The organism is Streptomyces sp. NPDC044571, from assembly GCF_040647115.1.
GTDB lineage: Bacteria > Actinomycetota > Actinomycetes > Streptomycetales > Streptomycetaceae > Streptomyces.
In genome coordinates, this window is record NZ_JBEZBN010000020.1 from 54,301 (window position 1) to 66,849 (window position 12,549).

Genomic DNA, 12,549 nt, shown 5'->3' on the forward strand with positions numbered 1-12,549 from the left:
AGCTACGCACCGCCGGTGTGCACCTGGAAGGCCGCCCGGCGGACCGCCTTGGCCAGGGCCGGATCGGGGTGGGCGGCGGCCAGCGCGACCAGGACCTGCACGGTGCGCGGGTGGCCGACCGCCCGGACCTCGTCCAGCAGGCGGGGAACGGTGGTGCGGACGGCCGAGTCGAGGTGGCGCGCCAGCAGGTCCGCCTCGCCGTGGTCCGCGATGGCGGCGGCGGTGTCCACCCAGAGCCAGGTGGACTCCTCCGGGGTGAGCACCTCCTGGGCCTCGTCGGGGTCCACCCCGTCGTGCTCGGCGAGCCAGAGCAGGGCGTAGGGCCGCAGTGCGGGCTCGCGTACGGCGGCCCGTACGTCCGGCTCGGCGGGGGCGCCGACCACGCGCAGCGCCTCGAAGGCGAGGCCGCGCAGCAGCGCGTCCTCACCGCGGGCCGCCTGCAGCAGCTCGCTGACGGCGTGTCCGACGGGCCGGGCGGCGAGCCAGGCCCGGTACTCGGCGCGGGCCGGGCCCGGGGTGAGCCGGGCGCAGCCGTGGAGCATGGCGGCGGCGGACTGCTCGATGTTCCCGGCGGGGCTCTGGGCCGCCACGCAGATCTGCTCCAGCTTGACCCAGACCGCCCAACTCCCCAGCGGGGTGAGGGCGGCCTGCGCGGGACCGAGGGTGACGGCGTCCACGGCGGCGAGCCCGCCGAGCGCCCAGCGCAGCAGCCGGGCGAGCGGGAAGGGGGCCGCGGGCCCCCCGAACGGCTCGGCCTGCGAGGTGTCGCGCGCGGGGGCGTCGTAGGGCACCTCGCACCGCTCGTCGCGCAGTTCGGTCACGCGCTGGCCGAGCAGGTCGAGCAAGTCGGGGACGGTCACGGGCCCGGCGGACAGCTGGAGCAGGGACAGCAGTTGCGGCATCGCCTCGACCACCTCGGCGACGGCCGCGGGCGCGATGTCGGCGGGGGCCGGGTGGACCAGCGACCAGGCGTCGAACAGGGCGACCCAGCCGCGCAGTACGGCGCTGTCGTCGCGGTCCCAGGCGCGCAGCCGCCAGCCGGGCCGGGCGTGGCCGCCGTGCACCTCGACGAGGCCGGCGAGCCGGGCGCGGTCCCAGCCGACCTGGATCTGGCCGTGCGTCAGGCGCAGCTCCGCGGCGGCGCGTTCGACGTCGGCGGCGGGCAGCGCTGCCGCCGGGGCGGGCCGGCCCCCGTCGCCGCCGAGACGGAGCTCGGCCCAGCGTGCGAGCCGCACGGCGTCGGCGAGCGAGGCCCGTGCCCGGTTGGCCAGTTCGGCCGTGGCGGGGGTGCCCGCCGGGGGCCGGGAGGCGGGCCGGGTGCGTCGGTCGGTCACCGCCTTGCGGGCCGTGGCGACGGACCGCGGGGAGACGAGTCGGAGTTTGGAGTCGCGAGCCAACTGCTCATCAGGCTTTCGGGACGTCACGGAAGCAGTCTCGCCCGTCACCGGCCGAAAGCCCAAACGGAACCGGTCGCTTCCACTGGCCCCCGGTGGGACAGAACGGGGCAAGGCACCCTCCCCGCCCCGCCCGGCACACGGCCTTCACATAAGAGGGGTGAGGAAGCGCCGCAGAGCTTCCTCGTACTGCACCGGATCCGCGTTCCACATCGCGGCGTGCGGGGCCCCGCGGACGGTCTTCAGGGTGACGAGGTCGGGGCGTGCGGCGGCCAGCCGGCGGGAGGGCCCCCAGGGCGCGAGCGTGTCGTCCGGGCCGTGGAAGACCAGCACGGGGACGCGCAGCGCGCGGGGGTCCGCCCCGGGGCCGGTGCGGTCGGCGCGCAGCCCGGCGCGCCCCTCGGCGGCCCGCACCGCGAACGGCAGCAGCGCCGCCGGGGTGCGGCGCGCGGCGGCGAGGGCGCGCAGGGTGGTGTGCCAGTCGAGGACGGGCGAATCCAGCACCAGGCCGGAGATCCGGTCGGCCAGCGCCGAGCGCTCGGCGGCGTGCAGGGCCATGGCCGCGCCGGTGGACCAGCCGTGCAGGACGACGCGCCGGGCGCCGTAGCGCAGGGCGTAGCGGATGGCGGCGTCCAGGTCGCGCCACTCCGATTCCCCGAGGTGGCCGAGGCCGTCCGGCGGGGCGGGGGCGCCGAGGTCCCCGCGGTAGGCGAGGTCGAGCACGGGCAGCCGGTGGCGGTGCAGGAAGGGCATGACCGCCATCGGGTGCTCGCGGGTGGTGCCGAGCCCGTGCACGGTGATCACCCAGGTGTCGCGGGCGCCGGGGAGGAACCAGGCGGGCAGGGCGCCGAGCTCGCCGGGGACGTCCACGTCGGCGTGGTCGAGCCCGAGGGCGGTGCGCGGGTTGCCGACGTGGACCTGCGGGGTGAGGGAGACCCGGGTGCCGGGGTCGAGGGCGCCGTGGGTGACGGCGAGGAGCCGGCGCACGACGGTGTCGGGCTCGTGCGGGACCCCGTCGAGGACGGGCCCGACGACGGCGTGCACCCCAGGGGCGTCCAGCCCGTACGTACCGGGGCGCAGGGAGGCCAGGGAGCGGGTCAGGGTGACGCGGCCGGCGGCGGTGGAGTGGACGCTGAGCCGCGGTCCGCCGGGCAGCGGGTGGCCGGGCCTGGGCCGCAGGGCGGCGTCGGCGGCGTACCGGCCGGCGGCGATCACGGCGGCGGCACCCAGGAACGCGGTGGTGACGGCCCCGGCCGTCGCTGTGGCGGTACGCACCGCTCCAGTGTCGGTGCGCGAGCGCGGGCGGGCCACTGGAGCGAACGGTTCCGGAAGCGGCCCGGAGAGGCTACGGATGCGGTCCGGCGACACCCGCGGCCGCCCTTCCGCCGGAGTGATCTAGATCTCTTCCGGGACCCTCCGGGGAGGGTTTCGCAGGCCGGTGACGCCCTCCGGAGGGGTCCGTTCACCCTGCTTTGACGTGCATTAATCGAGATATCCACGACGTAAACGGGACAAACCCGGCCGTCCACGGCCGGGCCGGTACACCACTCCGACCGTGTCAGTTCATCTTCCGTTCACTCAGATTGCCTACGGTCGCCGAGCCACTGACGCCAAACAGAAGCCTGGGTAAATGGAGCACATAACGCTTCTCCTCGGGATCGTGATCATCACCGCTCTCGTGTTCGACTTCACGAACGGTTTCCACGACACAGCCAACGCGATGGCCACCACCATCTCGACCGGCGCCCTCAAGCCCAAGACGGCGGTGGCCATGTCCGCCGTGCTCAACCTCGTCGGCGCGTTCATGTCCGTGGAGGTCGCCAAGACGATCTCCAAGGGCCTGGTCAACGAGGAGGGCATCCAGCCTGAAGTGATCTTCGCCGCCCTGGTCGGCGCGATCCTCTGGAACCTCGTCACCTGGCTGGTCGGACTCCCCTCCAGCTCCTCCCACGCCCTGATGGGCGGCCTGATCGGTGCCGCGGTCGCCTCCGCCGGACTCGGCGCGGTCAACGGCAGCGTCGTGGTCACCAAGGTGCTCATCCCCGCCGTCGCCGCGCCGATCGTGGCCGGCGTGGCCGCGATGCTGGCCGCCAAGGTCACGTACAAGCTCGGCAACAAGGTCGGCGGCAAGACCGCCACCAAGGGCTACCGCGCCGGGCAGATCGCCTCGGCCGGCCTCGTCTCCCTCGCGCACGGCACCAACGACGCACAGAAGACGATGGGCATCATCACGCTGGCCCTGGTGGCCGGCGGCGCCCTGGAGTCCGGCGCGAACCCGCCGGTCTGGGTCATCGTCTCGGCCGGCATGGCCATCGCCCTGGGCACCTACCTGGGCGGCTGGCGCATCATCCGCACCATGGGCAGCGGCCTGACCGACCTCCAGCCGCAGCAGGGCTTCGCCGCCCAGACCTCGGCCGCGAGCGTCATCCTGGCCTCCTCGAACCTCGGCTTCTCCCTCTCCACCACCCACGCGTGCTCCGGCGCCGTCATGGGTGCGGGCCTGGGCCGCAAGGGCGGTGTGGTCCGCTGGTCCACCGCCACCCGCATGTTCATCGCCTGGGGCCTGACCCTGCCCGCCGCGGCCGTGGTCGCCTCCGGTGCCGAGTTCGTCATGCGCACCGGTGACATCGGCGTCGCCGCCGTCGCCGTCTTCCTGATCGGCGCCTGCGCCGCCATCTGGCTGATCTCGCGCCGCCAGGTCGTCGACCACCACAACGTCAACGACGTGCAGACGGCCGCCGCCGAGGAGCCGGGTGTCGTCACCACGGCCATGGCCGCGGTCACCGTCCCGCCGACCACGGCCGCCGCCACGGCTGCCGCTGTGACCGACGAGGACCTCAAGGCCACCATCCCGGCGGCCGCCCAGACGACCCCCGCGGCTCCGGCCGCCGCGGTCTGACCCCGAGAACGACAGAGGAATCAGCGGTATGAAGATCGACTGGGCAGCACTCGGCTCCGTCTTCGGGGTCAGCCTCTCGGCCACCGTCGCCCTCGTGGCCCTGTTCACCCTGGGCCTGGTGGGCCTGTCCAAGCACGAGACCGCCACCGAGCAGGGCGGCACCGCCACCCTGGCCCGCAGCGGTGCGTACGCCTGCTTCGCGCTCGTCGCGGCGGCCGTGGCGTACGGGATCTACCTGATCGTCTCCTAGGCGCGACTTTCACCCGCACCGGCACGAGGCTCCCCCCGGTTCACCCGGGGGGAGCCTCGTGCCATATGTCACCGCAGGTCAACGGCGAGTTGACGGGCGTTCGCGGTGCGTGGTGGACTGCGCGGGCCAATACGGCGGCATGGAGAGGAAGTCCGGTGCGAATCCGGCGCGGTCCCGCCACTGTCACCGGGGAGCGCACGCGGTGCGTGCGGCCTCCCGGGAGCCAGGAACTCTCGCCGCCGGACACGTCGAACCAGGGCGCGGACCCTGAGTGAGGACCTACCTGCCACCATGCGTGCCGATCGCGTCTTCGCGTACGGCGTCACGGCGGGCCTGATCGGCGACCGGATCCTCGGTGATCCGCGCCGCGGGCACCCCGTGGCCGCCTTCGGACGAGCCGCCGCCGCCGTCGAACGCGCCCTGTGGCGCGACGACCGGGCCCGGGGCCTGCTCCACACCCTCGTGTGCGCCGGGGGCGCGGCCGCCGTCGGGGCACTGGGCGCCCGCGCCGTGCGCTCCGGGCCCGCGGCCGCCCGTATCGCCCTGACCGCCGCGGCGACCTGGGCCGTCGTGGGCGGTACCTCGCTGGGCCGGGAGGCCCGGGCCATCGGCGGTGCGCTCACCGCCGGGGACGCCGAGGTGGCCCGCGAGCGGCTGCCGCACCTGTGCGGGCGGGATCCGCAGGCCCTGGACGAGCAGCAGATGGCCCGTGCCGTCGTGGAATCCGTCGCCGAGAACACCTCCGACGCGGTGCTCGGCGCCCTGGTGTGGGGGGCCGTCGCGGGCGTCCCCGGGCTGCTGGCGTTCCGTGCCGTGAACACCCTGGACGCGATGGTGGGCCACAAGTCCCCCCGCTACCTGCGCTACGGCTGGGCCTCGGCCCGGCTCGACGACCTCGCGGGCTGGCCGGGCGCCCGGCTCACCGCACTCGCCGCCGTGGTGGCCGGACCCGACCGGCGGGGAGCCGTACGGGCCTGGCGCGCCGACGCCGCCAAGCACCCGAGCCCGAACGCCGGGCCCGTGGAGGCCTCGTTCGCCGGGGCGCTCGGCGTACGCCTCGGCGGCACGCTCGCGTACGGGGGACGGGTCGAGCACCGGGCCGTACTCAACGGCGGGACGGGACGGCCGGTGGCGGTCGCGGACATCGAGCGGGCCGTACGGCTGTCCCGGCAGGTGACCTGGATCGCGCTGGGGGCATGTGTGGCACTGCGGTGTGCGGTGTCACGTCGGACTGGGAGGGGCCGGGCATGAGCGGCACGAAGGCGGGCGGGGGACTCCTCGTCGCCGGTACGACCTCGGACGCGGGCAAGAGCGTGGTCACGGCGGGCATCTGCCGCTGGCTGGTACGCCAGGGCGTGAAGGTCGCCCCGTTCAAGGCGCAGAACATGTCGCTGAACTCGTTCGTGACGCGCGAGGGCGCCGAGATCGGACGCGCCCAGGCGATGCAGGCGCAGGCGGCCCGCGTGGAGCCGACCGCGCTGATGAACCCGGTGCTGCTCAAGCCCGGCAGCGACCGCAGCAGCCAGGTGGTGCTGCTGGGCAAGCCGGTGGGCGAGATGAGCGCCCGCGGCTACCACGGCGGGCGCCAGGAGCAGTTGCTCGGCGTCGTCACGGACTGCCTGGAGCAGCTGCGGGGCACGTATGACGCCGTGATCTGCGAGGGGGCGGGCAGTCCGGCCGAGATCAACCTGCGCCGGACCGACATCGTGAACATGGGCATCGCGCGGGCCGCGCGCTTCCCGGTGGTCGTGGTCGGCGACATCGACCGGGGCGGGGTCTTCGCGTCGTTCTTCGGTACGACGGCGCTCCTGTCGCCCGAGGACCAGTCGCTGATCGCCGGCTACCTGGTGAACAAGTTCCGCGGCGACGTCTCGCTGCTGGAGCCCGGCATGGAGATGCTGCGGGGGCTCACGGGCCGCGCGACCTACGGCGTGCTGCCGTACCGGCACGGGCTGGGCATCGACGAGGAGGACGGACTGCGCGTCTCGCTGCGCGGGGCGGTCCGGGAGTCGGTGGTGGCCGCGCCGGTCGGCGAGGACGTGCTGCGGGTCGCGGTGTGCGCGGTGCCGCTGATGTCGAACTTCACGGACGTCGACGCGCTGGCCGCGGAGCCGGGCGTGGTGGTGCGGTTCGTGGACCGGGCCGAGGAACTGGTGGACGCCGACCTGGTCGTCGTCCCCGGTACGCGCGGCACGGTGAAGGCCCTGGAGTGGCTGCGCGAGCGCGGGCTGGCCGACGCCCTGGCACGGCGGGCCGCGCAGGGACGGCCGGTGCTGGGGATCTGCGGCGGCTTCCAGGTGCTGGGCGAGCACATCGAGGACGAGGTCGAGTCGCGGGCGGGGTCGGTGGACGGCCTCGGCCTGCTCCCGGTACGCGTCCGCTTCGCACGGGAGAAGACCCTGGCGCGGCCGGTGGGTTCGGCGCTGGGCGAGGAGGTCGCCGGGTACGAGATCCACCACGGCGTGGCCGAGGTCCTGGGCGGGGAGCCGTTCCTGGACGGGTGCCGGGTGGGGTCGGTGTGGGGCACGCACTGGCACGGCTCACTGGAGTCGGACGGCTTCCGCAGGGCGTTCCTGCGGGAGGTGGCGGCGGCTGCGGGGCGCCGGTTCGTGCCGGCGCCGGACACCTCGTTCGCCGCGCTGCGTGAGGAACAGCTGGACCTGCTCGGCGACCTGATCGAGGAACACGCGGACACGGACGCACTGCTGAAGCTGATCGAGACCGGAGCCCCGTCCGGCCTGCCGTTCCTCCCGCCGGGCGCGCCGTGAGGGGCGCAGCCCTGCGGGGCGGCTGCCCCCACCCCGCCCTTCTCCGAAGCCGGGCTCTGCCCGGACACGGTCCCCGTGAGCACGGGGAGCAAAGCAGCAGCCCGATGGAACGGCCGAGCAGGCGAGATCGCCCCCGCGTGGGCAGGGAGCACAGGAGTGAGCAACGCGTGAGCACGCCCTACCCGGGATCACCCCCGCATGAGCGGGGAGCACACGGCAACCCTTGCACGGACGGAGCGGGTCGGCGGGTGCGTCGACACAAGCCACTCGAAGGAGTGATCGGTTCATGAGCGGCACGCTCTTCCCCTTCTCCGCCGTGGTCGGCCAGGACGACCTTCGGCTGGCGTTGCTCCTCAACGCCGTGAGCCCGGCGGTCGGCGGCGTGCTCGTACGCGGCGAGAAGGGGACCGCCAAGTCCACCGCCGTGCGCGCGCTGTCCGCGCTGCTGCCGCAGGTGGACGTCGTACCCGGATGCCGTTTCAGCTGCGCGCCCGCCGCGCCGGATCCGGCCTGCCCGGACGGCCCGCACGAGGCGGGCGCCGGGACCGCGCGCCCCGCCCGGATGGTGGAGCTGCCCGTCGGCGCCTCCGAGGACCGGCTCGTCGGCGCGCTCGACATCGAACGCGCCCTGTCCGAGGGTGTGAAGGCCTTCGAGCCCGGTCTGCTGGCCGACGCACACCGCGGCATCCTCTACGTCGACGAGGTCAACCTCCTCCACGACCACCTCATCGACCTGCTCCTCGACGCCGCCGCGATGGGCGCCTCCTACGTGGAGCGCGAGGGAGTCTCCGTACGCCACGCCGCCCGTTTCCTGCTCGTCGGCACGATGAACCCCGAGGAGGGCGAGCTCCGCCCGCAGCTGCTCGACCGGTTCGGGCTCACCGTCGAGGTCGCGGCCTCCCGCGAGCCCGCCCAGCGCGTCGAGGTGGTGCGGCGCCGGCTCGCGTACGAGGACGACCCGGCCGCCTTCGCGGCCCGCTGGGCCGGTGACGAGCAGGACGTCCGGGCCCGGGTGGTGGCCGCCCGCGCCCTGCTGCCCCAGGTCCGCCTCGGCGACACCGCGCTCCTGCAGATCGCGGCGACCTGCGCCGGCTTCGAGGTCGACGGCATGCGCGCCGACATCGTGATGGCGCGGACGGCGACGGCGCTGGCCGCCTGGGCCGGGCGCGGCGAGGTACGCAAGGAGGACGTCCGGCAGGCGGCCCTGCTGGCGCTCCCCCACCGGCGGCGGCGCAATCCCTTCGACGCGCCGGGGCTGGACGAGGACAGGCTCGACGAGATCCTGGACCAGTTCCCCGACGAGGAACCGGAGCCCGACCCGGAGCCGGAGCCGGAGCCGGACGGTCCGGACGGTCCGGACGACAACGGTGGCGGCCCCGACGGCGGCGGGGTCCCCCCGCAGGGCGGCGGCCCCGACGAGTCGGCCGCACCGCCCCCCGCGGAGCCCGAGGCCGACGCCGCCTCCCCCGCGGACGTCCCGGAATCCGCCGGGGCCGAGAACCCCGGGGGCGCGGATGCCGGCGCGGATGCGCCCGCGCAGGCCCCTGTACGGGCCGCCGAGCCGTTCCGGACCAAGATGCTCAGCGTGCCGGGCCTCGGCGAGGGCGCGGCCGGACGGCGTTCGCGCGCCCGCACCGCGCACGGCCGTACCACCGGCGCCCACCGCCCCCGCGGCCAGCTGACGAAGCTGCACCTGGCCGCGACCGTCCAGGCCGCCGCCCCGCACCAGAAGGCGCGCGGGCGCAGCGGTCGCGGGCTCGTCGTCCGCAAGGACGACCTGCGCCAGGCCACCCGGGAGGGCCGCGAGGGCAACCTCGTCCTGTTCGTCGTCGACGCCTCCGGCTCGATGGCGGCCCGACAGCGGATGAGCGCGGTCAAGGGCGCGGTGCTCTCCCTGCTGCTGGACGCCTACCAGCGGCGGGACAAGGTCGGCCTGGTCACCTTCCGCGGAGCCTCCGCCGAGCTGGCCCTGCCGCCCACCTCCTCCGTGGACGCCGCGGCGGCCCGGCTGGAGCTGCTTCCGACCGGTGGCCGCACTCCGCTCGCCGCGGGGCTGCTCAAAGCCCACGAGGTGCTGCGGATCGAACGGTTGCGGGATCCGAGCCGCCGGCCGCTGCTCGTGGTCGTCACCGACGGGCGGGCCACCTCGGCCGGCGCCCTCGGCGGCCGGGCCGGTGACACGCCGCGCGCGCTCTCGGAGCGCAGCGCCCGGCTGCTGGCGGCCGAGGGCATCGCCTCGGTGGTCGTGGACTGCGAGTCGGGGCCGGTCCGGCTGGGGCTGGCCGCGGCACTCGCCGCCGACCTCGGCGGGCCCGCCGTCACCCTCGACGGGCTGCGGGCCGACTCGCTGGCCGGGCTCGTGAAGAACGTACGTACCGCATCAGAGACCCCCAGGAGGGCCGCGTAATGCCGCAGGGACAGCCGACCGTCGTTCCGGACGACGGTCTCACGACGCGTCAGCGCCGCAACCGCCCGCTCGTCTTCGTCCACACCGGCCCGGGCAAGGGCAAGTCGACGGCCGCGTTCGGCCTGGCGCTGCGCGCCTGGAACCAGGGTTGGCCGATCGGGGTGTTCCAGTTCGTCAAGTCGGCGAAGTGGAAGGTCGGCGAGGAGAACGCGCTGAAGGTGCTCGGCGCCTCCGGCGAGGGCGGCACGGTCGTCTGGCACAAGATGGGCGAGGGCTGGTCCTGGGTCCAGCGCGACGCGCAGCTCGACAACGAGCAGGCGGCGAAGGAGGGCTGGGAGCAGGTCAAGCGCGACCTGGCCGCGGAGACGCACCGGCTGTACGTGCTGGACGAGTTCGCGTACCCGATGCACTGGGGCTGGATCGACGTCGACGAGGTCATCGAGGTGCTCCGGAACCGTCCCGGCAGCCAGCACGTGGTGATCACGGGGCGCAACGCCCCGGAGAAGCTGGTGGAGTTCGCGGACCTGGTCACCGAGATGACCAAGGTCAAGCACCCGATGGACGCCGGCCAGAAGGGCCAGAAGGGCATCGAGTGGTGAACCCGCAACACCTCGCCGTCCCGCGCCTGGTCATCGCCGCGCCCTCTTCGGGCAGCGGCAAGACCACGGTCGCGACGGGCCTGATGGCGGCCTTCTCGGAACGCGGCCTCACCGTGTCCCCGCACAAGGCCGGGCCCGACTACATCGACCCCGGCTACCATGCGCTGGCCACGGGGCGCCCGGGCCGCAATCTGGACGCCTTCATGTGCGGGCCGGAGCTGGTCGCCCCGCTGTTCGCGCACGGGGCGGCCGGCTGCGACCTCGCGCTGGTCGAGGGTGTGATGGGGCTCTACGACGGGGCCGCGGGGCGGGGTGAGCTGGCGTCGACGGCGCAGGTGGCGAAGCTGCTGCGGGCGCCGGTGGTGCTGGTGGTCGACGCCTCGTCGCAGTCTCGGTCGGTGGCGGCGCTGGTGCACGGCTTCGCGTCCTTCGATCCGCAGGTGCGGCTGGGGGGCGTGATCCTGAACAAGGTCGGCTCCGACCGGCACGAGGTGATGCTCCGGGAGGCGCTGGAGGAGGCGGGCACCCCGGTGCTCGGTGTGCTGCGGCGCGCTCCGCAGGTGGCTGCGCCGTCGCGGCACCTGGGGCTGGTGCCGGTGGCGGAGCGGCGGGCCGACGCGCTGGCCGCGGTGGCGGCCCTCGCCGAGCAGGTCCGGGCCGGCTGCGACCTGGACGGGCTGCTGGCCCTGGCCCGGTCGGCGCCCCCGCTGCACTGCGAGCCGTGGTCGCCGAAGCAGGCTCTCCTCCCCCACCCCGACGCTTCCCGCAACCGGGGCTCCGCCCCGGACGCCGGCGGCACGCCGCACGGACGGCCCGTCATCGCCGTCGCGGGCGGGCCTGCGTTCACCTTCTCCTACGCCGAGCACGCGGAGCTGCTCACCGCCGCCGGGGCGGAGGTCGTCACCTTCGACCCCCTGCGCGACGAAACGCTCCCGCCCCGCACCGCCGGCCTGGTGATCGGCGGCGGGTTCCCGGAGGTGTACGCGCCCGAACTGTCCGCCAACGAGCCGCTGCGCAAGGCCGTGGCCGACTTCGCCGCGGCGGGCGGGCCCGTGGCCGCCGAGTGCGCGGGGCTGCTCTACCTCGCCCGCTCGCTCGACGGGAAGCCCATGTGCGGGGTCCTCGACGCCGACGCGCGGATGTCGGAGCGGTTGACGCTGGGCTACCGCGAGGCCGTCGCGGTGTCGGACAGCGCCCTTGCCGCGGCCGGGACCCGGCTGCGCGGGCACGAGTTCCACCGGACGGTGATCGAACCGGGCGCCGGGGCGACGCCCGCGTGGGGGTTCACGCACCCCGAACGGCGCGTGGAGGGCTTCGTCCGGCAGGGGGTGCACGCCAGCTACCTGCACACGCACTGGGCGGCGGAGCCCTCGGTCGCCCGCCGCTTCGTGGAATCCGCGGCAGCGCACCGGTGAGCTCAGTCCGCGAGCCCTCAGTCCGCGAGGCCCACCACGAGCCAGATCCCGGCCACCCCGCCCACCGTGCACATCAGCGTGGACAGGGCGGGGTGCTTGTGGTGCGCCTCGGGCAGGATCTCGGCGGCGGCCAGGTAGAGCAGGACCCCGCCGAAGAAGCCGAGGTACGCCCCGAGCGGTTCCTCCGGAAGGGTGAACAGCAAGGTGGACGCCGCGCCCACGACCGGGGCCGCCGCGTCGGCGAAGAGCATCATCACGGCCCGGCGGCGGGCGTTCCCGTACAGGCGGGTGAGCGTGTACGTGTTGAACCCGTCGGCGAAGTCGTGGGTGATCACCGCCAGGGCGACGGCCACGCCCATCCCACCGCCGACCTGGAAGGCCGCGCCCAGGGCGACCCCGTCGGCGACGCTGTGGCCGACCATGGCGGCGGCGGCCGTCAGCCCGACCTCGGGGACGCGGCCGCCGCCCCCGGCGCCGGTCGCGATGCCGTTCTCCGCGCCGTGCGCGGCCTGGCGTACGGCCAGCAGCCGTTCCACGACGTGCGCGGTCAGGAATCCGGCGACGAACAGCAGCAGGGCAAGCGGTACTCCGAAGACCTGCTGCCCGGCCGCTCTCATCGCCTCCGGCAGCAGGTCGAGGCCCACGACGCCGAGCATCAGCCCGCCGGCCAGGCCCAGCACGAGGTGGCGGCGGTCGGTGACGCGCTGCGCCGTCCACCCGCCCGCCAGGGTCATCAGGAACGCGCCCAACGCCACGATCACGGCCATGTGCCCCTGAATACCGACTCCTCGCCGCTCGCGCACGTCTGCGCGCGGAC

The 12,549-nt window shown here is 74.9% G+C and carries 10 protein-coding genes and 1 riboswitch; of the genes, 7 read left to right on the forward strand and 3 right to left on the reverse strand.

What is annotated here, in order from left to right:
- Window positions 1-2 precede the first annotated feature (2 nt).
- Window positions 3-1,334, reverse strand: coding sequence for a hypothetical protein (locus AB0B01_RS13415; protein ID WP_361717118.1), 1,332 nt, complete (start codon window positions 1,332-1,334; stop codon window positions 3-5).
- 207 nt (window positions 1,335-1,541) lie between these two features.
- Window positions 1,542-2,669 carry an alpha/beta fold hydrolase gene (locus tag AB0B01_RS13420; RefSeq protein ID WP_361716986.1) on the reverse strand — a complete coding sequence of 376 codons (1,128 nt, stop codon included), beginning with the start codon at window positions 2,667-2,669 and terminating at the stop codon, window positions 1,542-1,544.
- Between the two features lie 355 nt (window positions 2,670-3,024).
- Between AB0B01_RS13420 and AB0B01_RS13425 the strand changes: the two genes are divergently transcribed.
- The 7 genes from AB0B01_RS13425 to AB0B01_RS13455 all read left to right on the forward strand — a co-directional run bounded on the left by AB0B01_RS13425 (window position 3,025) and on the right by AB0B01_RS13455 (window position 11,732).
- Window positions 3,025-4,293 carry an inorganic phosphate transporter gene (locus AB0B01_RS13425; protein ID WP_361716989.1) on the forward strand — a complete coding sequence of 423 codons (1,269 nt, stop codon included), beginning with the start codon at window positions 3,025-3,027 and terminating at the stop codon, window positions 4,291-4,293.
- Between the two features lie 28 nt (window positions 4,294-4,321).
- Window positions 4,322-4,543, forward strand: a complete 222-nt coding sequence (locus tag AB0B01_RS13430; RefSeq protein ID WP_266630466.1) for a hypothetical protein — start codon at window positions 4,322-4,324, stop codon at window positions 4,541-4,543.
- A 143-nt stretch (window positions 4,544-4,686) separates the two neighbouring features.
- A riboswitch (cobalamin riboswitch) is annotated at window positions 4,687-4,776 on the forward strand.
- Between the two features lie 58 nt (window positions 4,777-4,834).
- The gene (locus AB0B01_RS13435; RefSeq protein ID WP_361716992.1) at window positions 4,835-5,794 is read left to right on the forward strand and encodes a cobalamin biosynthesis protein; all 960 of its coding nucleotides are present in this window, start codon (window positions 4,835-4,837) and stop codon (window positions 5,792-5,794) included.
- Entirely contained in the window at window positions 5,791-7,311 is a 1,521-nt protein-coding gene (locus AB0B01_RS13440; protein ID WP_361716995.1) for a cobyric acid synthase, read from the forward strand. The genes AB0B01_RS13435 and AB0B01_RS13440 overlap by 4 nt, the downstream gene beginning before the upstream one ends.
- Window positions 7,312-7,597: 286 nt before the next feature.
- Window positions 7,598-9,718, forward strand: coding sequence for a putative cobaltochelatase (locus AB0B01_RS13445; RefSeq protein WP_361716998.1), 2,121 nt, complete (start codon window positions 7,598-7,600; stop codon window positions 9,716-9,718).
- Entirely contained in the window at window positions 9,718-10,317 is a 600-nt protein-coding gene (gene cobO, locus AB0B01_RS13450) for a cob(I)yrinic acid a,c-diamide adenosyltransferase (RefSeq protein ID WP_361717001.1), read from the forward strand. The genes AB0B01_RS13445 and cobO overlap by 1 nt, the downstream gene beginning before the upstream one ends.
- Window positions 10,314-11,732, forward strand: a complete 1,419-nt coding sequence (locus AB0B01_RS13455) for a cobyrinate a,c-diamide synthase (protein ID WP_361717004.1) — start codon at window positions 10,314-10,316, stop codon at window positions 11,730-11,732. The genes cobO and AB0B01_RS13455 overlap by 4 nt, the downstream gene beginning before the upstream one ends.
- 17 nt (window positions 11,733-11,749) lie before the next feature.
- On the opposite strand, the gene AB0B01_RS13460 is transcribed toward AB0B01_RS13455, so the two are convergent.
- Entirely contained in the window at window positions 11,750-12,499 is a 750-nt protein-coding gene (locus AB0B01_RS13460; protein WP_361717007.1) for a ZIP family metal transporter, read from the reverse strand.
- Window positions 12,500-12,549: the final 50 nt, after the last annotated feature.